At 73.7% G+C, this 21818-nt stretch carries 18 protein-coding genes; 7 read left to right on the forward strand and 11 right to left on the reverse strand.

Annotated features, from left to right (window positions below):
- Positions 1-112 precede the first annotated feature (112 nt).
- Positions 113-460 carry a hypothetical protein gene (locus tag ACWPQI_RS12165; RefSeq protein WP_017682197.1) on the forward strand — a complete coding sequence of 116 codons (348 nt, stop codon included), beginning with the start codon at positions 113-115 and terminating at the stop codon, positions 458-460.
- Here ACWPQI_RS12165 and ACWPQI_RS12170 read toward each other — a convergent pair.
- The 5 genes from ACWPQI_RS12170 to ACWPQI_RS12190 all read right to left on the reverse strand — a co-directional run bounded on the left by ACWPQI_RS12170 (position 413) and on the right by ACWPQI_RS12190 (position 5095).
- Entirely contained in the window at positions 413-1300 is an 888-nt protein-coding gene (locus ACWPQI_RS12170; RefSeq protein ID WP_048773508.1) for a heme ABC transporter ATP-binding protein, read from the reverse strand. The two genes, ACWPQI_RS12165 and ACWPQI_RS12170, sit on opposite strands and share 48 nt — an antisense overlap.
- Positions 1297-2376 carry a FecCD family ABC transporter permease gene (locus ACWPQI_RS12175; protein ID WP_017682195.1) on the reverse strand — a complete coding sequence of 360 codons (1080 nt, stop codon included), beginning with the start codon at positions 2374-2376 and terminating at the stop codon, positions 1297-1299. The genes ACWPQI_RS12170 and ACWPQI_RS12175 overlap by 4 nt, the downstream gene beginning before the upstream one ends.
- Positions 2373-3383, reverse strand: coding sequence for a heme/hemin ABC transporter substrate-binding protein (locus ACWPQI_RS12180; protein WP_474738823.1), 1011 nt, complete (start codon positions 3381-3383; stop codon positions 2373-2375). The genes ACWPQI_RS12175 and ACWPQI_RS12180 overlap by 4 nt, the downstream gene beginning before the upstream one ends.
- The gene (locus tag ACWPQI_RS12185; protein WP_010596488.1) at positions 3380-4054 is read right to left on the reverse strand and encodes a biliverdin-producing heme oxygenase; all 675 of its coding nucleotides are present in this window, start codon (positions 4052-4054) and stop codon (positions 3380-3382) included. Before ACWPQI_RS12185 ends, ACWPQI_RS12180 begins: the two co-directional genes overlap by 4 nt.
- Positions 4055-4156: 102 nt before the next feature.
- A complete protein-coding gene (locus ACWPQI_RS12190) occupies positions 4157-5095 on the reverse strand; it encodes an aldo/keto reductase (protein ID WP_003934904.1) in 939 nt (312 codons plus the stop codon).
- A gap of 191 nt (positions 5096-5286) precedes the next feature.
- On the opposite strand from ACWPQI_RS12190, the gene ACWPQI_RS12195 reads away from it, so the two are divergent.
- From ACWPQI_RS12195 to mshC, 5 genes are read left to right on the forward strand one after another with little or no spacing between them, the layout of a single operon-like run.
- A complete protein-coding gene (locus ACWPQI_RS12195) occupies positions 5287-6132 on the forward strand; it encodes an undecaprenyl-diphosphate phosphatase (protein ID WP_174557566.1) in 846 nt (281 codons plus the stop codon).
- 55 nt (positions 6133-6187) lie between these two features.
- Positions 6188-6868, forward strand: a complete 681-nt coding sequence (locus ACWPQI_RS12200) for a histidine phosphatase family protein (RefSeq protein ID WP_010596485.1) — start codon at positions 6188-6190, stop codon at positions 6866-6868.
- Positions 6869-6910: 42 nt separating this feature from the next.
- A complete protein-coding gene (locus tag ACWPQI_RS12205; protein WP_017682191.1) occupies positions 6911-7495 on the forward strand; it encodes a DUF3090 domain-containing protein in 585 nt (194 codons plus the stop codon).
- Positions 7496-7499: 4 nt separating this feature from the next.
- A complete protein-coding gene (locus ACWPQI_RS12210; protein WP_010596483.1) occupies positions 7500-8303 on the forward strand; it encodes an SCO1664 family protein in 804 nt (267 codons plus the stop codon).
- 51 nt (positions 8304-8354) lie between these two features.
- Positions 8355-9596, forward strand: coding sequence for a cysteine--1-D-myo-inosityl 2-amino-2-deoxy-alpha-D-glucopyranoside ligase (gene mshC, locus ACWPQI_RS12215; RefSeq protein WP_010596482.1), 1242 nt, complete (start codon positions 8355-8357; stop codon positions 9594-9596).
- Between the two features lie 223 nt (positions 9597-9819).
- Here mshC and ACWPQI_RS12220 read toward each other — a convergent pair whose 3' ends face one another.
- From ACWPQI_RS12220 to ACWPQI_RS12245, 6 genes are all read right to left on the reverse strand, one after another.
- Positions 9820-10749 (reverse strand): helix-turn-helix domain-containing protein, encoded by a 930-nt coding sequence (locus tag ACWPQI_RS12220; RefSeq protein WP_010596481.1) that lies wholly within the window; start codon positions 10747-10749, stop codon positions 9820-9822.
- A gap of 486 nt (positions 10750-11235) precedes the next feature.
- Complete coding sequence (locus ACWPQI_RS12225) at positions 11236-15381, reverse strand: TIGR02680 family protein (RefSeq protein ID WP_474738824.1); 4146 nt, start codon at positions 15379-15381, stop codon at positions 11236-11238.
- Positions 15378-16742 carry a DUF2398 family protein gene (locus ACWPQI_RS12230; protein ID WP_474738825.1) on the reverse strand — a complete coding sequence of 455 codons (1365 nt, stop codon included), beginning with the start codon at positions 16740-16742 and terminating at the stop codon, positions 15378-15380. Before ACWPQI_RS12230 ends, ACWPQI_RS12225 begins: the two co-directional genes overlap by 4 nt.
- Positions 16739-18205: a TIGR02677 family protein gene (locus ACWPQI_RS12235; protein ID WP_301916032.1), complete on the reverse strand. Its 1467-nt coding sequence runs from the start codon at positions 18203-18205 to the stop codon at positions 16739-16741. Before ACWPQI_RS12235 ends, ACWPQI_RS12230 begins: the two co-directional genes overlap by 4 nt.
- A 184-nt stretch (positions 18206-18389) precedes the next feature.
- Positions 18390-19424, reverse strand: coding sequence for a hypothetical protein (locus ACWPQI_RS12240; protein WP_474738826.1), 1035 nt, complete (start codon positions 19422-19424; stop codon positions 18390-18392).
- Positions 19425-19927: 503 nt separating this feature from the next.
- On the reverse strand, positions 19928-20533 hold the full coding sequence (locus ACWPQI_RS12245) for a helix-turn-helix domain-containing protein (RefSeq protein WP_048774377.1): 606 nt from the start codon (positions 20531-20533) through the stop codon (positions 19928-19930).
- A 79-nt stretch (positions 20534-20612) separates the two neighbouring features.
- Here ACWPQI_RS12245 and ACWPQI_RS12250 point away from each other — a divergent pair, with 79 nt between their 5' ends.
- Positions 20613-21599, forward strand: coding sequence for an NAD(P)/FAD-dependent oxidoreductase (locus tag ACWPQI_RS12250; protein WP_253261040.1), 987 nt, complete (start codon positions 20613-20615; stop codon positions 21597-21599).
- Positions 21600-21818: the final 219 nt, after the last annotated feature.

The following is a 21818-nucleotide window of genomic DNA, read 5'->3' on the forward strand; positions in this document are numbered from 1 at the left end:
GGTCGGTGGCGTGCGGCACCGTCGCCGGCGGCGCACCCGACCCCCAGTGTTCCTGATCGCCGTGGCGGCGCCGCAGCCGCCTCGCCCCCCGTCACCCCGCCAGGAGGCCGATGTGACCTGGCCCACCGGTTCCCCCGACCCGCCCCCCGACGGCTTCGTCGTCGAGTACCTCAGCCCGGGTGTGCACGCGCACGGGTTCGGTCGCACCGAGGAGGGCCGGCCGTTCTCGTTCCGGGTGCGCCGCGCCACCCTGCGGGTGGAGGTGTACCGGCCCGCGGGCCCGTCCACCGTGCCCACCGCGGCGGACGTGATCGCCCGGGCGCGGGCGTCGGTCGCCGAGATCGACCTCGGTGACGAACGCAGCGTGGCGGCGGCGGTGCGGGACACCGTCGCCCGCGCCCGGCCGTGCCGGTCACCGACGTGGCTCGACCGCGTGCTCGGCTGGCTGCCCGGCCGGTGACGCCGCCGCGTCGCCGGCCCGCAGCGGCAGCACCAGCGGTGCGCCGGTCCCGGGATGGGGATGGACCCGCACCGGGTAGTGGTACACGCGAGTGAGCAGCTCCCCGGTCAGCACCTGCGCGGGCGGACCGTCGGCGGCGACGCGGCCTCCGGCGAGCACACAGACCCGGTCCGCGTACGCGGCGGCCAGATTCAGATCGTGCAGCACCACCACCACGGCCGTGCCGGCGTCGGCGCGGCCGCGCACCACCTGCATCACCGTCTCCTGATGCCCCAGATCCAGGGCCGCGGTGGGCTCGTCGAGCAGCAGCGTCTGGGTGTCCTGCGCCAGCACCCGCGCCAGCGCCACCCGGGCCCGCTCGCCGCCGGACAGGGCCGGGAACGGCCGGTGCGCCAGGTGCGTGACGTCCGCCTCGGCCAGCGCCGCGGCCACCGTCGTCTCGTCGTCCCGGCTGCGGTCGGTGCGCGCCCAGGCCGCACGGCCCATCCGCACCACCTGCAGGGCGGTGAAGGCGAACCCGACCGCGTGCTGCTGCGGCAGCACCGCCCGTCGTCGCGCCAGGGCGGCGGCCGAGAACTCGGCCAGCGGACGGTCGCCGACCGTCACCTCGCCCGCCGCGACGGGGTGATCGCCGGCGAGCGCGGCCAGCAGGGTGGACTTGCCGGCGCCGTTGGGCCCGACGAGCGCGAGCACCTCCCCGACCCGCACCTCGAGGTCGACGCCGTCGAGGACGACGCGGTCGCCGCGGCGGACGGCCACCTGCTCGGCGCGCAGCGTCACCGCGCCCCGCCCGGCTCGGGCGGGCACCTGCCGGTCCGGCCACGGCCGCCGCGGACTCACGCCCAGCCGCCCTGGCGTGCCCGGGTGCGGCGCAGCATCCAGAAGAACACCGGGCCACCGACCAGCGAGGTCAGCATGCCCAGCGGCAGGTCCGCGTTCGGCACCAGGGTGCGGGCACCGAGGTCCGCGGCAAGCAGCACCACCGCGCCGCACAACGCGGCGGCCGGGATCAGCACGCGGTGCGCGGGCCCCAGCGCGATCCGCATCAGGTGCGGCACCACGAGCCCGACGAACAAGATGATGCCGGTGAACGCCACCCCGGAGCACACCAGGACGGCGACGACGACGATCGCGGCCTGCCGTACCCGCTCGACGTCGACCCCGAGGTGGCGCGCGACGTGCTCGCCGAGGGCGAGCAGGTCCAGCTTCGGGGCGAGCACGACGGCCGCGACGACGCCGCCGACCGCGAGCGGCGCGACCACCGACACGACCTCCCACGTGGCCCCACCCAGGCTGCCGAGCTGCCAGAACACGATCTGGTCGCGCGCGGCGGGGGAGGCGACGAACGTGAACAGGGCGATCAGGCCGCCGGCGAACGCGTTGACTGCCACGCCGGTGAGGATGACCGTGACCACCTCGGTGCGGCCCTCGGACCGCGACAGCACGTACACCAGGGTCGTGGTCAGCAGCCCGGTGACGAACGCGGCGCCCGCCAGCGCCCACCCGGCGGTGAACGCCCCGCCCAGCACGATCGCCGCGCACGCGCCGACGGCGGCCCCGGCGGACACCCCGATCACCCCGGGCTCGGCGAGCGGATTGGCGAACACGCCCTGCAGCAGGGCGCCCGCGCAGCCCAGCGACGCCCCCACCACGACGGCGAGCACCACCCGCGGGAACCGCACCTCCCACAGGGTGACCTCACCGGCCGGGTGGGCCGGCAGCGGCCCGAGGTCGAGCCCGAGGCGGTGCAGCACGCTGCCGATCACCTCGGCCGGCGAGGTGGGCACCTGCCCGAGGCACGCCGAGAGCACCGCCAGCACCACCAGGGCGGCCGTCAGGCCCGCGACCACCGCCGCGGTGCGGCCGCGGTGGGCGGCGGCCGGACGGACGGGGGCGGGGGAGTCGACGGCGCTCATGCCGGCGCGGCCGGGTAGAGCGCCGCGGCGAGCGCGGCGAGCACCCGGCCGGTGTCCGGGCCGAAGCTCAGCAGCACCGAGTCGGCCATGTCGACGATGGTGCCGTCGCGCCCGGCCGGGGTCTGGGCGACGCCGGGCAGCCGGGCGAGGCCCTCGGGTCCGCCCACGGAGGCCAGGCTCTCGGTCATGATCAAGATCACGTCCGGGGCGGAGGCGATCATCGCCTCGCTGGTGATCGGGGTGAACTCGGACGTCAGGCCGGCGACGGTGCCCGCATCGCGGCCCCCCAGCGCCTCGACGAGCGCGTCCGCCCCCGACCCGGGACCGCCGAGCATCTTGATCGCCGACCCGCGCAGATACAGGAACGCCACCGTCGGGGGTGCGCCGTCGTCCGGCACCGCCGCGCGGGCCGCGGCGATCTCGTCGTCGGTGCGCTGCGCCAGGGCCTCACCCGCCGCGGGCACGCCGAGCGCCCGGGCGACGAAGCGGATCTGCTCGCCCACGGTCGCCAGGGTGCGGCGCGGGTCGACGAACACCACGGGCACCCCGGTGGCCCGCAGCTGTTCCTGCACCGCGAGCGGCCCCACCGACGTGTCCGTGAGCACCACCGTCGGGGCCAGGGCCAAGATCGCCTCCGTCGAGAGCCCGTGCCCGCCGGGGGTGACGTTGGGCACCTGCTCGACGGCGGGGAAACCCGCCGTCGACCGACCCACCAGCCGGTCCCCGAGACCGAGCGCGAACACGGTCTGGCCGAGGGTGCCCGACCGGTCGGCCGTCACGATGCGGGAGGCGTCGGTGACGGTGACGTCGACCCCGTCGACGCCGCGGACCGTCACCGGCAGCGCCGGCACGGGAGCCTCGGCGATCGGCCGCGGATTCGGGTCGCCCACCACCGCGGTGCGCGCCCCGGTCCCGCCGCCCCCGGTCGGGGCGGTCGAACACCCGACGAGCAGCGCGACGAGCGCGAGCGCCGCGGCGAGGAACGCGAGGATGCCGCGTCGCGTCATGGCAGGGCGGAAGTCGTGCGGTACCGGTCCAGGTCGGCGGCCAGATCGGCGAACAGGTCGGCGTTGAGCCCGAACACCAGGTTCGCCTCGTCGATCACCGTGCGCCGCCGGCCCTCGTCGAGCGGCGCCGCGTCCAGCTTCGCCCGGTAGGCGTCCTTGAACGGCTTGGGGTGGGGAATGTCGTCGAAGATGTAGAACCGCAACCCGTCCCGGTCCAGCCCGTACGCGCGCTCGAGCAGGCGCCGGATGATCTGCCCACCCGACAGATCCCCCAGATACCGCAGGTAGTGGTGCGCCAGGAACACCTCCGGGCGCACCGCGGCCACCTGCTCGAGCCGCGCGACGTACCGCTCGGTCGCGGGCAGCGGCGCGATCGTCTCCCGCCACCGCGGGCCGAGCAGGAACGTCAGATCCGCCTCGAGCGCCGGAGTGCGCAGCAACGCGTCGTCCAGGAACGGCCCGGCGATCGGGTCACCCGCGTGCGAGCGGCCGACCCGTTCGAGCGTCTCGTAGACGAACCACGACTGCGCGAGCAGCGCCGCATACCCCTGCCGGGTGAGCCGGCCGGCCAGCAGTTCGGTGACGAACTGCGCGTTCTCGGTGTCGCTGTGCGCCTGCGCGGTCTCCCGGCGGAGCCGTTGCGCGAACCCCGCGGCCTCGATCGCGGTCATCGACCGGTCCCTCCTCGTGCCCGCCGTCCGGTGCCGGTGCACCGACCTCGACCACAGGCTAACCTAACTTCGTGGCGGGGTCGCGGGCCCGGGGGCCCGACGTCACGCACTGACGTCGTCGAGCGCCGCCGCGATCGCCGCCGGCAACTCCAGTTCCTCCGCCACCAGCACCCCGGTCAGCTGCGCCAGATCCCGCGCACCCACCACCGTCGACGCCACTCCCGTCCGGTCCCGCACCCACGCCAACGCCACCGCCAGCGGGGAGGTCCCCAGTCCGTCCGCGGCCGTCGCCACCGCCTCGACCACCCGCGCCGCCGGCTCGGTCAGATAGCTGCGCACCTCCTCGGTGTGCAGGTCGTCGGCGCCCCGCGAGTCCGCCGGGATGCCGTCGCGGTACTTGCCCGTCAACACCCCGCCCGCGAGCGGCACCGCCGCGAACACCCCCACCCCGTGGTGCAGGGCCGCCGGGATCAGCTCCTCCTCGACCCCGCGCGCGAGCAGCGAATACTCCACCTGCGTTCCCACCAGCGGTGCGTGCCGCGTCGCCACCGACGCGGCCGTCGCCAGCTGCCACCCCAGGTACCCGCGCACCCCCACGTACCGGGCCCGGCCGCTGGTCACCGCGAACTCCAGCGCCGCCGCCACCTCGTCGACCGGCGTCCGTGGATCCCACGTCGCCACCTGCCACAGATCGAGATGGTCGGTGCCCAGGTCCCGCAGCGTGCGGTCCAGCTGCGTGAGCAGACCCGCACGGGAACAGTCCACCCGCCCGGCCCCGACCTTCGAGGTGTCGATGCCCGAGCTGCCCGACACGACCAGCTGATCGCGCGGCACCACGTCGTCGAGCAGCTCCGCCAGGATCCGCTGCGCCACCCCGTCACCGTAGGCGGGGGAGGTGTCGACCAGGGTGCCACCGGCGTCGACGAACGCCGACAGCTGCGCCGCCGCCTCGTCCCCGTCCGTGCCGCGTCCCCAGCTCAGGGTGCCCAGGCCGAGCCGCGAGACCCGCAGCCCGCTCGCACCCACCGTTCTGTGTTCCATATCCGCCCGCGCCTCGTCACGATCCGACCGACGGGGTCGAGCCGCCGTCACCGCGACCGCCGCCCCTGACCCAGCACCCTAGTGCCGTGAGGCCGCGAAAACCGTTCCGCCGCGCCGCGTACCCTCGCCCAGGTGAAAATCGACCCCACCCCCGGCGACCGTCCCCACGAGCACCCGGAGGGCACCGCGTGATCGGCGAATCCATGACCTGGCTGCAGGCGCTCGTCCTCGGCCTCGTGCAGGGCCTGACCGAGTTCCTGCCGATCTCGTCCTCCGGCCACCTGCGGATCGTCTCGGAGATCTTCTTCGGCACCGACGCCGGCGCCTCCTTCACCGCCGTCACCCAGCTCGGCACCGAGGCGGCCGTCCTGGTCTTCTTCGGCAAGGACATCGTCCGGATCGTCGCCGCCTGGTTCCGTGGCCTCGCCCACCGCGAACACCGCAGCGACCTCGACTACCGCATGGGCTGGTACGTGATCGTCGGCACCATCCCCGTCGGCGTCCTCGGCTTCCTGTTCAAGGACCAGATCCGCACCGGCGCCCGCAACCTGTGGCTCATCGCCACCATGCTCATCGTGTTCGCCCTGGTCATCGCCGCCGCCGAACGCTACGGCCGCAAGACCCGCAAGCTCGACGAACTCACCCTCCGCGACGGCATCGTCATGGGCTCCGCGCAGGCCCTCGCCCTGATCCCCGGCGTGTCCCGCTCCGGCGGCACTATCAGCGCCGGCCTGTTTCTCGGCCTGACCCGCGAGGCCGCCGCCCGGTACTCGTTCCTGCTCGCCATCCCCGCCGTCGTCGCCTCCGGCCTGTTCAGCCTCCCGGACGCGTTCGAACCCGCCGGGGAGGGCCTCAGCGCCTCCGGCGCCCAGCTGTTCGTCGCCACCGCCGTCGCGTTCGCCGTCGGCTACGCCTCCATCGCCTGGCTGCTCAAATTCGTCGTCGACCACTCGATGTACTGGTTCGTCGGCTACCGCATCGCCCTCGGCACCCTCGTCCTGGCCCTGCTCGCCACCGGCACCATCTCGGCCACCTGAGGCCGGGACCCCGCCGGGCCCGCTCGTCGGGCGCCCGGCCCATTAGGCTGGCTTCATGACGGTCATCCTGCTGCGGCACGGGCGCTCGACGGCGAACACCGCCCGGGTCCTCGCCGGACGCACCCCCGGCGTCGAACTCGACGAGGTCGGCCACATCCAGGCCAAGGGCCTCGTCGCGCGGCTCGCCGGCCTCACCATCGCCGAGATCGTGCACTCGCCGCTGCTGCGCTGCCACCAGACGGTGACCCCCCTCGCCGCCGACCGCGGCCTGACCCCCCTCGTCGACGACCGCCTCGTCGAGGTGGACTACGGGCAGTGGACCGGCCGCGAACTCGGCGAACTCCTGCAGGAACCGCTGTGGAAGGTGGTCCAGCAGCACGCCTCGGCCGCCGTGTTCCCCGACGGCGAGGGCCTCGCGCAGGTCCAGGCCCGCGCCGTCACCGCCGTCCGCGAACACGACAGCCGCCTCGCCGCCGCCCACGGCGGTGACGTCGTCTGGATCGCCTGCACCCACGGCGACGTCATCAAGGCCGTCCTCGCCGACGCGCTCGGCACGCACCTCGACGGCTACCAGCGCATCGTCGCCGAGCCCGCGTCCCTCAGCGTCGTCCGCTACACCGAGACCCGCCCGTTCGTGCTGCGGGTCAACGACACCGGCTCGGACCTGTCCGGGCTCGCACCGCCCGCCCAACCGGCGCCCGCGCCCGGCGGGGAGGTCGCCCCCCGCGGCGGATAATGGGAGAGCGACACCGGATGGATACGACAACGAGGAGGTGCGATGGCCCGCGCGATACATGTCTTCCGGACCCCGGACCGGTTCGTCGCCGGCACCGTCGGTGAACCCGGCGACCGGGTGTTCTATCTGCAGGCCGTGCACGCCTCCCGGGTGGTGAGCGTCATGCTCGAGAAGCAACAGGTGCAGATCCTCGCCGACCGTATGGGCCTGCTCCTCGAGGAGGTGCACCGCCGCTTCGGCACCGACCTGCCCGAGGACCCGGACGTCGACATCAGTCCGCTCGTCACCCCCATCGACGCGGAGTTCCGCGTCGGGACCATGGGCCTGGGCTGGGACGCCGACAGCGGCAACGTCGTCGTCGAACTGCTCGCCGTCACCGAGACCGAGGTCGACGAGTCCGTCGTCCTCGACGACGCCGAGGAGGGCCCGGACGCCGTCCGCGTCTTCCTCACCCCCCAGCAGGCCCGCGACTTCGCCGCCCGCTCCGAACTCGTCGTCGCCGCCGGCCGCACCCCGTGCCCGCTGTGCGGGGAACCGGTCGGCGGCGGCCACATCTGCGTCCGCACCAACGGGTACCTGCGCACCGAGGGCTTCGACCCCGCCGCCTGGCTCGGCGAGGAGACCTGACCCGGTGGGCAGCCCCGACCTCCGCACCGTGCTCACGGACGGCGAACTCACCGTGGTCGGCCGCGTCGTCCACGCCAGCAACGCCACCCTCGTGTGCGACGCCACCCTCGGCGCGACCACCGTGCGCTGCGTGTACAAACCCGTCCGCGGGGAACGGCCCCTGTGGGACTTCCCCGACGGCACCCTCGCCGGCCGGGAAGTCGCCTCCTACCTCGTCTCCGAAGCCCTCGGCTGGGGCGTGATCCCCACCACCGTGCTGCGCGAGGGACCCTTCGGGACCGGCATGGTGCAGCAGTGGATCGACACCCCCGATCCCGCCGACCCGCCCGGCCGCCTCGACCTCGTCGACCTGTGCCCGCTCGACGCCGTCCCTCCCGGATGGCTGCCCGTCCTGCGCGCCCGCGACCTCGACGGCACCGACGTCGTCCTCGTCCACGCCGACGACCCGCGCCTGCAGCGCATGGCCGTGCTCGACGTCGTCCTCAACAACGCCGACCGCAAGGGCGGACACGCCCTCGAAGGCCTCGACGGCGGCGTGTACGGCGTCGACCACGGCATCTGCCTGCACCAGGAGAACAAGCTGCGCACCGTGCTGTGGGGCTGGGCCGGCAGCCCGATCGACCCGTCGCTCCTGGTCGACCTGGACAAACTCGCCCGCGAACTCGACGGCGAACTCGGCCGGCGGCTGGGCACCTACATCACCGCCCGCGAGGTCGCCGCCCTGCGCGGCCGCATCGCCGCCCTGCTCCGCCGCCCCGTCATGCCCCGCCCCGTCGGCGAGCGGCGCATCCCCTGGCCGGCGTTCTGAGGACCCGGCCTCCGTCCGGAGCGCTCTGCGCCCTCCACTAGGCTCGTGCGCATGCTGTCATGGTCCGACATCGCGCTCCCGTCCGTCCCCGGCCAGGGCCCCCCGCTGCGGCTCTACGACACCGCGGACCGCGCGGTCCGCCCCGTCACCCCGGGTCGCACGGCCACGATGTACGTCTGCGGCATCACCCCCTACGACGCCACCCACCTCGGCCACGCCGCCACCTACCTCGCCTTCGACCTGGTCCATCGGGTGTGGCGCGACGCGGGCCACGACGTGCACTACGTCCAGAACGTCACCGACGTCGACGACCCGCTGTTCGAACGCGCCGCCCGCGACGGCGAGGACTGGATCGTGCTCGGCATGCGCGAGACCGCGCTGTTCCGCGAGGACATGGAGGCGCTGCGCGTCCTGCCGCCCCGCGACTACATCGGCGCCGTCGAATCCGTCGGTGAAGTCGTCGAACTGGTCGAGAAACTCGTCGCCTCCGGCGCCGCCTACATCGTCGACGACGCCGAGTACGCCGACGTGTACTTCCGCGCCGACGCCACCGAGCAGTTCGGCTACGAGTCCGGCTACGACCGCGCCACCATGGACCACTTCTTCGCCGAACGCGGCGGCGACCCCGACCGCCCCGGCAAACGTGACCCGCTCGACGCGCTGCTCTGGCGCGCGCAGCGGCCCGGCGAACCGGCTTGGCCGTCCTCGTTCGGCGACGGCCGCCCCGGCTGGCACATCGAATGCGCCGCGATCGCCCTCAACCGGATCGGCAGCGGCTTCGACGTCCAGGGCGGTGGCAGCGACCTGATCTTCCCGCACCACGAGTTCTCCGCCGCCCACGCCGAGGCCGTTACCGGCGAGCGCCGCTTCGCCCGGCACTACGTGCACACCGGGATGATCGGCCTCGACGGCGAGAAGATGTCGAAGTCCCGCGGCAACCTCGTCTTCGTTTCCAAACTCCGCGGCCAGGGCGTCGACCCCGCCGCCATCCGCCTGGGTCTGCTCGCCGGGCACTACCGCACCGACCGGGCCTGGACCGACCAGGTCCTCGCCGACGCCCAGGCCCGCCTCGCCCGGTGGCGCGACGCCGCGGCCCTGCCGTCCGCGGCTTCGGTCGACGACACCGTCGCCCGGCTGCGCCAGCACCTCGCCGACGACCTCGACACGCCCAAGGCCCTCGACGCACTGGATGCGTGGGCGAAGTTCGCGGTCGAGCACGGCGGCGACGACCCCTCGGCACCCGCCGTATTCGCGGACGCCGTCGACGCCCTGCTCGGCATCCCACTGCGATAGAGCTCATTTCGAGTGTGCACATCTCGTCGCGACACGCCGAGGCGTAACGACGAGATGTGCGCTGCGGAACTCCGGTGCCGGGCCGTAGGTCTCCGCCACCACCGGCACTCGCCGAAAAGGCCCCTGGCGGTGCGACTCGTGGACGAATCGCCCGCCGGCGGCGTCGTCGCGGCGCAATGTGGATCCATCGGACCGACCACGGCGAACAGACACTCCGTCCGCGTCACGCACTACTCGCACACAACGTCCGGTGAGTGCGGTCGTGGGCGGAGCAGGATTCGGTCCGCTTGCGTGCGCTCGGCACTCCGGGGGGTGCCTCCGGCCACTCGAATCCGGCGCGGCGGCACGGGCAGCGAACTGCTCTGCCGAGTTCGTCGTCAGGTCGCCAGCCGTACTCCTCGCAGTTGCCGCAGGTGGGTGGACGTTTCGGCCGCGGCGGGCGCAGTTCCTGCCAGGTCGGGATCCACGCCGCCGCCGAGCGGGCGGGATCGTGTGGTCGATGGCGTGCGAGTGCCGCGCGCACGAGCGCGTCGATGCCGTGGACGTCGACCGAGTGCGTGATTATCGAGGCCTTCTCCGCGGTGAGGGTGTCGAACCGGGCGGTGAGCCCGGCCCGGCGGCATGCCGCGGCCAGTGTCTCGATCTGCGGATGATGCGGCCGCTGCGCCGCCTTCGCGGCGCGGGCGGGAGGCGCCGGGCGCGACGCAGCAGGTTCATCTCTTGGTTCGAGGACGGTTCGGGTGACATGCGTGTCACCCCGTGGCCGCTCGACTGTCACCCCGTCGGGGGCACAGTTGTCGCCCCGTGCGCGGGAGCGGGGTGACGATGTGTCGCCCCGCCGCATCGCCAGGTTGTAGCAGGTGGGGCGACGGTCCTCGCGAGCGATGGTGGCGGCGACGCGCTGCTGGTCGCCGCGGGAGATGAGACCGAGCTGGACGAGGGCGGCAAGGCAGCGTTGCACCTGCCGTTCGCTCATCCGGGCGTAGCCGGCGAGGGTGCGCACGGATGGATAGGCGCCCTCGCCGTGCCGGGACGCGTGATTCGCCAGGCTGATCAGGACCACGGTCAGCGCCGGCGCCGACGGCATGCCGGGCGGCGTGGGGGAGGGGATCGCGGCGCGTTCAAGTGCCCAGATGATCGCTTCGATGCTCATGGCGTCACCTGCGCATGAGTATGCTGTCGCATGTTCGACTCCTTTTCAGTCGGACATCCGGCCCGTCGCGGTGGCAGTCGCGGCGGGCCTTCCTGTTGAGTTTTCGCACACGCGTTCGACCGCGTGTGGTTGATCATCTTTGCATCGGACCGGACGGGGGTCAACGCTCCGCCGCAGCTCGTCGGTCTGCCCGTTGCCGTGGATTCGGCAGCGCGCAGCGCCGACGACCGGGTGGCGACAGCATCCGTCGAATCCGGTGTGGTGCCGATCGATGCCGTAGTCGGGGGCCCTGACTCGGCGTCGGCGGGGCCTGCGGTCGGCGACGCCGCACCCCGGCACCGAGAGAATCCGAGCGCAGCGGAACCTAAAGAAAAACCGAACTTGGCGACCCTGCTTCCACAGCCCCGAAGCGGAACCCACCGTCCGGCGCATCGGAGCAGAGGGGGATGCGCCGCCTCCCGCATCGATCCGGGAGTACCCGCACCCCTACGCGAACTCGAGCGCCCCCTTCACCGGCGCCGGCACCCGCCGCGTCCCCGGCGACCCCAGCGCCGCCGCCAGATCCGACCCGTCGTGCTCGGCGAGCAACCCGCCCTCCGACCACACCAGCAGCGTCGCCCCGACCGTGTGCTCGGCCACCGAATGCGCCAGATCGTAATGCGCGCACGCCGGCACCCCGGCATAGGTGATCCACAGGTCGTAGCCGGTCATGAACAGATCCAGATCGAACTGCACACTCAACCCCAGCAACTCCGCACGCCCGTTGTCGTCCACCCCGGCGAACGCCTCGTCCAACGCCAGCAACCGCGGCGCCTGCGGATCCGCCGAATCCAGCATCACGTGCGCCGCCGCGAACAACGGCAGATGCAGCGACACCGACTGCTCACCCCCCGACAACGCCGAATGCCGCGCCACCGTCAACCGATCCTCCGACCCGTCCATCCCGATCAACCCGAACGAGAACACCCGCCACCGCCGGTAGTCCAACGTCGTCGCCAGGATCTCCGGATACGACCGCTCCGGATGCGCCGCCCGCTCCGCCCGGATCCGCGCCGCGAAATGCGCCCGCACCCGCGCCAGCTCCTCCGGACCCAGCGCCGACACCTCCCGATCCAGCAGCCGGCACACCGCCCGCGCCTGATCGTCGAGATGATCGGCCAGCACCCACCGCACGCCCACCGTCGTCCCCGACGACATGCGCCGCTGCCGCATCTCCGCCCCCATCCGGGCGATCAGCTCCCGCGCGTCCTCGGTGCGCTCGTGGATCTGCTGCGCCAACCCCGCCAACAGCGCATCCTCGAGGATGCGCCGCTCCGCGTCGGTCAACAGCAGCTCCTGCTCCCGCCGCGCCGCCCCGATCCGCACCGCGAACTCCGCCACCGACGAGAATCCCTGCTCGTCCTGCACCCGGACCACCGTCAACCCCTCCGGCGCATCCCACTGCAGCCGGTAGTCCTGACCGGCCGCCGCAAGCTGACCGTCGAACTCCTGCAACGCCGCCGTCAACGCCGACCGGGCCGCCTTGCGGGCCCCGTCCCCGCCCTTGACCGTCGCCGTCGCCGCCGCCAGCGCCGCATGCAACGCCCCCACCGCCGCGGGCACCGCAGGCACGTCCCCGGCCGCCCGGGTGAGCCGAGCCTGCTCCGGCGCCGGCCACTCCACTGCCGCCGACGGCCACCGCAGCTCCTCCGAGATCCCCAGCAGCGCCAGCACATCCGGCCGCGCATACGGCGCCAGCTGTGCCGCATCGGCCCGCGTCTCGGTCAACGCCGACCGCAGCGCCTGCTCCGCCGCGACATGCGCCGCCTCCGCCTTCCCGAGCCGCTCGACCGCCTCGTCGTGCGCGCGGCGCGCGGCGCGTTGCTCCGCCCGCGCCGCCTCGATCCGTTCGCGGGCCTGCGCGAGCTGCGCGTCGATCTGCTGCGCGTCGGCGCCCAACGCCTCACGCAGCTTCGCCAGCCGCTGCTGCTGCTGCCGCAGCGACTCCTCGGCCGTGACCGCCCGCTCGGCGGACGCACCGGCCGCCACCCGGGTGTCGTCGCGCCGCGCCTGCGCCTCCCGCGCCCGCTCGACCGCGGCCACCCGCTCCCGCCGGGCACGCAACAACACCTGGCCCTGCGACTCGAAGAACCGGATCGCCGCCGCCAGCTGCTCGAGCTCGCGGACCGTGTGCGGCGCCCGGTACCGGGCCGCCACCGACCGCACCTGCCGCTCCTTCACGGAGCATTCGGCGATCACCTGATCGAGGTCCCGGTCCGCCGCGGCCGCCGCCTCCCCGGCGGTGCGCAACGCCCCCGCGCACTCACTGACCTTCCGCAACGCCGCAAGCACCGCGCCGGTGCGCGGCACCGCCGCCGCGGCCCCATCCAGCCGCGCCAGCCGTTCGCCGACCGCCACCCGCGCCGACTCCGCGTCCGCCACCCGCGCCCGCACCTCGGCGATCTCCGCGTCGAGCTCGGCCGATCGCAGGCGCCGGCGACGGGCCCGCGCGGTCGCCCCGATGTACTCGGCCTCCGCCTTCGTGTACCGACCCAGCTGCACCCCCTGGCGGTAGCCGCCACGCTCGTCGACCGCCGGGCCGGTCTCGTCCGTCACCACGTCCGGCACCGCGACCGACGCCAGCACCTCCCGCACCCGCTCGGCCGGCACCCCGGTATCCGGTTCCACGACCAGCACGTCGGCCAACGTCCGGCCCGCGGGCCGCTGCGCCGGCGGCGCCGGCACCAGCACCGTCGCCCCCGCGGGCACGTCTCCCGCCCCGCCGCACACCCAGCCCGTCAACAGGTTCGCCGCCTCCAGCGCCGCCTCGAGGCCCGCGGCCGCCTCCGCGCTCACCGCGTCCGCGAACCGCACCAGCCGCCACAGCGGCGCGCCCGACGTGCCGGTCCCCGCGGTCGACGCAGGGAACGCCGGGGGAGCGTCGTCGCGCTCGGCCTCGATCATGTCCCGCTCGGCCTCCAACAGCGCGATCCGCTCCCGTCCGTGCGTGATCTCCGCCTCCAGGCCACGGCCGCGGAACCGCAACTCCTCGACCACCGATGCCGTACGCTCGGCCAGCACCGCCGCCGGTGTCGCCGCCTCGTCGTCGCCGGCCGCCGCGATCGCCGCAGCCAGCGCCTCGAACAGCTCCTCCGGCCCGTCGACCCCCGACCATGCGTCCCGATGACCGGTCCACCACTCCCGCAACAGGGTCGACGCCTCCGCGCGGGCCGACTCCACCGCCGCGTCCGCCGCGTCCACCGCCGCCCGGGCCGACTCGCGCTGCGCCCGGGCGCGCTCGGCCGCGGCCTCCGCCCGCACCCGCGCCGCCGACGCCCCCTCCGCGGCCGCCACCGCCGCCCGCACCGCGCGCACATCCGCGGCCCGCTCCTCCGCACACGCGGCGACCGTCGCCGCGATCTGGTCACCGCCGATGTCCCCGCCCGGCCCCGCCCACTCGACACCCGCATCGCGCGCCGCCCCGGCGAGCGCGTCCTCGGCGCGGTGTGCCGCGGACGCCGCGTCCGCGGCCGCCTCCGCGGCCCGCCGCGCCTCCTCCTCACGCTGCGCCAGCTCCACCCGCGCGCGCTGCGCCTGCTCCGCCTGCCCGGCCGTGGTGCGCTCGAGATCCGCCACCACCTGCGCCAGATCGTCGAGCTGCTGCTTACCCTCGTACGCGCTCGACCGCTGCAGCGCCTCGAGCGTCGCGCGGGTCTGCTCGAGGTCCCGCTCCGCGACCTCGAGCCGCTCGAGCGTCAGCGCCCGCTCCACCCCGGCCCGCTCGAACGCCGCCACCGACGCCGTCCACTCCGACGTGCCGGCGTCGACCGCCGCCAGCCGGGCCCCCAGCCGGTCCACGTCGGCGCGAGCCTGCTGACCCAGGTAGGTCGTATACACCGCGACGAACCTCTGCGCCGCGTCGTCGGCCGCCGCCAACGACTCCAGCGTGCGGGACACCTCCTCCATGTCGGCGAACGACCGCGCCGCCTCGAGCACCAGCTGCTCGTCGAGCGGCCGCAACCCGTCGGTGAGCGCCTGCGACAACCCCTTCGGATCCAGATTCTTCGCCAGCTGCGGCCGGCGCAACGTCAGGATCAGGTTGATCAGCTGCTCGTAACGCTCGATCCCGAGCCCGAACAACCGCGCATCGATCGCCGCCCGGTAGTCCACCGGCCGGTCCGTGACCGCATCGGCACCGACCTCCTCGATCAGCTGCCGCCGCGTCAGCGGACGATCGGCCGCATCCAGCAGCGAGAAGTCCACACCGACCCGGCCGTCGACGACGAAATACCACCGCGTGACCTTGTCGTGGCCGCGCGCCGCGCGCATCCCGACCCCCACGGTCACCGCTTCCGGATCGTCCCGGCGCCCGCGGCAGAACTCCATCCACACATACGAATACGCACTGTCCTGCCCCTGATACAGCAGGTTGGACCGCATCGTGCGCTCCTCGCCGGCGAACGGGTTCAACCGCCGCGGCTCGATGCGACCGTCGAACACGAACGGGAACAGCACCTCGAGCGCCTTGGTCTTGCCCGACCCGTTGGGCCCCCGCAGCACCAGCCGACCGTCCGCGAACGAGAACTCCTGATCCCGGTAGTCCCACAGGTTGATGATCCCGGCCCGGGTGGGCCGGAAACGGGCACTGCTCACGACATCTCCGCTTCGTTCGAATCCTCGCCGGCCAGCGCGAGACGCGGATCGCGTTCGCGCACCGTCACCACCACCCCCCGGAACCGGGCCAGCGCCGGCAACGCCAGCACCCCGCCGGGCACCCGGGCCACCAGCCGCTGCCGCTCCAACATCGTCACCGCCGCCTCCAGCAGACCGGCCGGATCGGCCTGCCACTGCGCGGCGAAGGTACGGCCGAACTCGTCGGCCAGCCGCGCCACCGTCTCCGCCAGCCAACTGTCCTCGACCAGCGGATGCTCCGGCGCCGGCCGCGGCCCCGGGGGCGCATCCGCCGCAGCCGCGTCACCCGCCAGCGGCGCGAACACCCCGGCCGCCGGGATCGCGGCGTCCAATCCCGCCTCGAGCTCGGCCTCCGCGTCCACCGGCCGCGGCAACCGCACCGGTTCGCACCCCGGCTCCGACACCCGCGCGCAGATCTCCCCGGCCAGCAACAACGCCACCTGCGGAACCGTCCCCACCCCCGGAAACCGCAGATCCGACATCCGCCCCGACGAGTCCACCAGCGCGACGCCCTCCGCGCGGCGCTCGGCCACCAGCCCCGTCAACAGCTCGATCCCCGCGGTCGTGCGCGGCAGCGCCAGCTGCAGCCGCGCCTCGTCGTCGAGTTCCTCGGCATACACCACCGGCCGCTGCACCAGCGCCCGGCGCACCCGCCGCGCCACCTCCGCGGTGCCCACGCTCCGGTCCCCGTCGCGGCGGTCACCGGCGGCGAGCAGGCCCCGCACCGAGTGCAGGTGCTGCAGCGCCCGCGGCGGCCGGAACAACGCGGCCACCACGGGCCGGTCGATGTCGTAGAGGGCCTCACCTCGCTCCGGGTCCGACACCCAGCCCCCGGCGTCGCCGTCCGCCAGTGCGATCGCCCCCCGCGCCGCCAGCCACGCCACCGCGTCGACGAACGCGTCCCGGTCCGTCGCCCGCTCGGGAGCCAGTTCGACCCCGGGCACCTGGCCCGCCTCGGACGCGACCTGCTCGGCCAGCTCCGACAGGGTGATCTGCCCGCCCGCGCGGCCCAGCGCCGCCAGCGCCAGTGCCAGATATGCGTACCGGCGACGGTCGAAGGGCCGGTCGGTCACCGAGCGCGCCCCGCCCCCGGGATCGAGCCGGTCGGCGACGGTGAACAACCGCGCGGTCGTCTCGGTCACCTCGAGCCGGTACCCGAACAACTCGAGCAGGTCCTCCCGCAGCTCCGTCGCCCACCGGCGCAGCAGCGGCAGCGCGGCCCGGTCGGGGTATCGGGTGGTCACCAGGTGGTGCGAGAGGATCAGCCGTGCCGCCCGCTGGTAGGAATCCCGGTCGAGCGGCGAGATCCGCCGGGCGCTCACTGCACGCTCACCCGCAGCCCGTCCAGATGCAGCCGGCCCCGCGCCGTCCGGACCACCGTGCCCTCCGGGGCCGGGCTCAGCGTCAGCCGCACCCCGTTCTGGGTGCCCGTCGCACCCGGCACGGTGCCGCTGACCGGAACCCGCGCCGACAGCGCCGCGTCGAGCAGACCCAACAGCACCTCGGTCTCCGGCTCGGACAACTCCCGCTCGTCCACGCCGCCCGCCGCGAGGGAGCGTGCCGCCTCGGCCCGCGCCCGCTGCGTCGCCAGCTGCCGTTCCCGCAACCGCCGGACCCCGGATTCGTTGCGCTGCACCCGCGCCGGCGCTCCCGCCGACGGGGTGCGCCCGGTCTCGGCCAGCGTCCGGGCGATCGGCACGGGTGGCGCGTCCCACCACGACGTCGTCACCGGGACCGTCTCCGGGTCGGGATGCACGACGGAGAAGTGCCGCGGGCGGCCCAGGTCGAACACCGCGTCGAACAGCGCGTGCGCCGACTGCTCGTCCGGCGCGGCCGCGAACCAGGCGGCCAGGTGCCGCAGCTGCGATTCGCGGCTGACCCCGCCCCGGCGGGTCTCCGTCAATCGCCGCAGCAGCGCCAGCACCGCCGCGATCGCGCTCATCGTGCCGTCCCGGAGCCGCTCCGACTCGCTGGGCACGTCGGCGGCGCCGACGAACCACCGCTCGAGCCCACGCCACCGGGCCCGCCAGTCCGCGTGCCGCTCGGCCACGGACAACAGCATCCGCTCGTCGTGCGCGGCGGCGAACCCCAGCATGCGGTCGACCCCGGTCTCCCGCACCCGCGCCAGCGCCGCCGCGAGTTTAGGACCGTAGCGGGCCAGGTCGGTGCTGAACTCCCGCATGTGGGCCAGCACCGCATCCTTGTGCGCCAGGAACGACTCGGGTGTGACCTCGGTGGTGCGCACCAGGTCGCCGAGCATCAGGTAGAACCCGGCGGCCCGCTCGGCCATGTCCGACAACGTCGTGTCCAGCCGCGACAGTTTGCGGTAGACGAGCTCGCCGTCCCCGGCGTCGTTCGCCGCCGCCAGCTCGGTCAGGTCGGCCAGCAGATCCGCCAGGGCGAGACGCGACAGCGACGCGTCCTCGCCGCGCGCGCTCAGCACCTCCTCGACCGCCCGGAAGGCGTGGTAACCGGCCCGGCCGAACTGATACACGTAGTGCCGGTTGCGGTACTCGGCCAGCGACGCCACCCGGGTGCCGTCGTAGCTGCGTTCGAGCACCCCCCAGGCGTGCAGCTGCTCGAGGAGGGGCGCCACGTCCTGGGCGGACAGTGCCGCCGCCGGATCCGTCGAGCCGGTCCGCTCGAGGATCGCCGCGACCTCGGCGGCGTGCAGCAGCACGACGTAGTTGGCCCGAGCGATGTCGAAAGCCCGCAGCACCCAGAGGTACTCGGCCCGCTTCTCGGCCGTGGCGAACGAGAACAACCGGAGCCGATCGTGCTGCACCCCGGGCCCCGGGTCGGTGTGCCCGGCGGGCGGCTGCGTTTCGTTCACCGTGACAGGGTAGGCGGGGGCGGCCCACGTGCCACGCAACCCCCGGTGCCGTGCGTGCCACACCCGGGGCGGGAGGCGCCGCCGTGCCTCGCGTGGGCGTCCGGTCGTCGCCGGGGTCGGGAACGTCGCCGCTCGGTCAGCTCTCGGCCGGCGTCGTCTCCGTCGGGTCCGCCTCGCGGCGGGTCTCGGCCGCCGCGGCGTGTGCCGCGGCGAGCTCGCCCCGGAGCCGGTCCCGCTCGCCGCGCAGGTCGACGATCTCGGCCCGCAGTTCGTCGCCTCGATCGCGGGCCGCGGTCGCGGCGGCCCGCGCGGCGGCCGCCGCGACGCGAGCCTCCTCGAGGGCGCCGCGCAGTTCCTCGACGCGGGCGCGTTCCGCCGTGAGATCGGTGTCGAGCCGGGCCACGGCCGCGGCGGCCGTGGCCGCCTCCTTCTCCGCCGCGGCGCGGGTGTGCGCCAGTTCGTCACGCAGGGTCGCGAGCTCCGATTCGAGCCGGGCGAGCTGCTGTTGCTGGGTGGTGACGGTCGACCGGTACTCGGCGATCTCCGCGGCGTGCGCGGCCGCGGTGGCGTCGATGCGTTCCTGCCAGGTGCGCAGTGTGTCCGCGTGCTCCTCGGCCGCTCGTGTCGACTCGTCGCGATGCGCGGTCTCGAGGTCCCGGATCCGGGTGTTGTGCGCGGCGCGGGCGTCCGCCAGCTCGCGGTCGACGGCCTCGACGGCGGCCTCCGCGTTGTCGCGGTCCTCGGTTGCCTGGGCGAGTTGCTCGCGCAGGCGGGCGATCCTGGCATCCGCGTCCGCCTTCACCTTCGCCAGCTCCGTGGTGGCCCGGGTCATCTGCGCCTCGAGTGCGTCCGGGTCGGTGAGCTTGTCGACGGCCGCGGTGATCTGCGCGGCGACGGCGTTGTACTGCGCGAGCGACGTCGCGTTCAGGGTGCGGAGCGCGGCGACGGCGGACGCCAGGTTGGTGGCTGCTTCGGCCGGGCCCGGGGGAGTGGTCAGCTCGGCCAGGGAGGCCGCCTCCCTCTTCTGCCGTTCGCGTTCTCGGTAGGCCCGGACCCGGTCTGCGGCGGACGCGTACTTGCGCGGCCGTCCCGGCTTCGGGCGCGCGTCGGGCATGCGTTGGTCGGGCATGCGTTGGTCGGGCAGGGAGTCGCCGGTGCTCGCTTCGCTCACGGATTCCTCATCTCGGTCGGTGGTTGCCGCCATATCTATCAGGGGGAGGGAGAGGCCAGGAGGCATTAGTGGAATCGGCTGCCTACGGAATTCCTCGATTAGCCGAATCACTGCCCAGCTCTTTCTCGACCGAGCTCACCAGCCGAGCGCACGAGGCGGGGGCCTTCCCCGCGGGCCGAATACGGGCCCCGGCGCGTCCTGTGGGCCGCAGTGTACGTGTCTCAAAACGAAATGAATTACGAAACGAAATGAATGAGAAAAAATAATAGCAGTTAGATGAAGGTGCTATGCGGACGAAACTCGAAACGTTACGAAGACCCATCCAGTCGACCTCCAAAGGGCGCATAGATTCGCATATATGCATGGATCGGGCATGATCGTCATAACCCCCTCTTATAGTGAGTCGGAACGCCGTGGGTGGGCGAAAAGCGGGGAGGGGTTCCGTGCCGGGGCTCAGCGGTGAACCATCGGCCCTTCCGTGCCCACACGGGAGCGGGAGATCTCTACGGATCGGACTGGCGCGGAACAGGTTTCGTGGCCGGACGGGCGCGAAGATGCGCTCGTTCACCCTGCTTGCCGAACAGGCTGAGGAACTCGACCGGTTCGGCACCGGCGGCGCCGAACCAGTGCGGCACGCGAGTGTCGAACTCGGCCGCCTCCCCGGGGGAGAGAACCAGGTCGTGCTCACCGAGGACGAGCCGTAGCCGTCCGTCGAGGACGTAGAGCCACTCGTACCCCTCGTGGGTCTGGGGATCCGGTTCCCCGCGGCTGCTGTCGGCGGGGAGCACCAGCTTGTACGCCTGGATCCCGCCGGCTCGCCGGGTGAGCGGCACCATGGTCATGCCGTGCCGGGTGACGGGACGCAGGTGAATGCGCGGGTCGCCCGTCGGCGGGGCGCCGACCAGTTCGTCGAGCGTCACCCCGTGCGCTCTGGCCAGGGGCAGCAGCAGCTCGAGCGTCGGTCGGCGGGTTCCGGACTCGAGTCGGGACAGGGTGCTCACCGAGATGCCCGTCGCCGCCGAGAGATCGGTCAACGTCGTCTCGCGGGTACGCCGCAGCGCGCGGAGCCGGGGTCCGACCGTCGCGAGCGCCTGGTCGAGATCGTCCATGCGGGAATTTTGCCATATCGGCAAATTATGTTGCCAGTCATTGCGGTCGGCACGCACAGTCGTCGTGGAGGTGGTCGAGATGAGCGACGTGCTCGGGTACGGATACGACGTGATAGTGATCGGCGGGGGAGCCGCCGGGTTGAACGCGGCACTGATGCTCGCCCGCGCGCGACGATCGGTGGTCGTCGTCGACGCGGGTGCGCCGCGCAATGCACCGGCGACGGGTGTGCACGGGCTGCTGGGCCGCGAGGGGATCCCGCCGGCCGAACTGCTCGAGCGCGGCCGGGGCGAGGTCCGCGGATACGGCGGTGACGTGGTGCGCGCCGGCGTGGATGCTGTCACCCGCAGAGACGGCGGGTTCGAGGTGGCGCTGTCCGACGGCCGGGTGACCCGTGGTCGTCAGGTGCTGGTGGCCACCGGAGCGGTCGACGACCTGCCCGACGTACCCGGCCTGCGGGCACGGTGGGGACGAGACGTGCTGCACTGCCCGTACTGCCACGGCTGGGAGGTCCGCGACCAGGCGATCGGCGTGCTCGCGAGCGGCCCCATGTCCGTGCACCAGGCCCTGCTGTTCCGGCAGTGGAGCGCCGACGTCACCTTCTTCACCCACACGGCGCCGGGGCCCGCCGCAGAGGAGGCGGAGCAACTGGCCGCGCGTGGCGTCCGGGTGATCGACGGTGAGGTCGTGGCAGTGGAGACCGTCGACGACCGACTTGCGGGGGTACGGCTGCGTGGGGACCGGACGATCGCCCGGGAGGCGCTGGTGGTCGCGCCGCGGATGGTGGTGCGCACCGATTTTCTCGCGCCCCTCGGGGTGCGGCCGGCGCAGCATCCGGCCGGGGTGGGAGAGCACATTCCGGCGGACGTGACCGGCCGCACCGACGTCCCCGGCGTCTGGGTTGCCGGTAACGTCACCGATCCCGTCGCCCAGGTGGGTGCCGCCGCGGCGGCAGGCGCGTCCGTCGCCGCCCGGATCAACGCGGACCTGATCGCCGAGGAGACACGGCAGGCAGTCGAGGCCCGTCACGGTCGAGTCCCGGGCCGGTCGCACACGCCCGCGCGCTGACCGGCGGGAACAGCTTCTGCCCGGGGCGCCGCACGGGTGCGTGCGTCGCACCCCCGAGCCGGGCACGACGCGCCGGCCGGTGTCGTCGACGCGAGGGGCGCGATCGACGCGTATCGTCCGTGCGCGAAGGGTCGGGCAGAGGAGTGGTGTCACCGTGACGAATCAGTTGCCGGGCAATGATTCCCCCGAGTCGCCACTGCCTGCGCCGGCGCTTCCCCC

The sequence above is a fragment of the Rhodococcus sp. LMD genome (assembly GCF_056108245.1).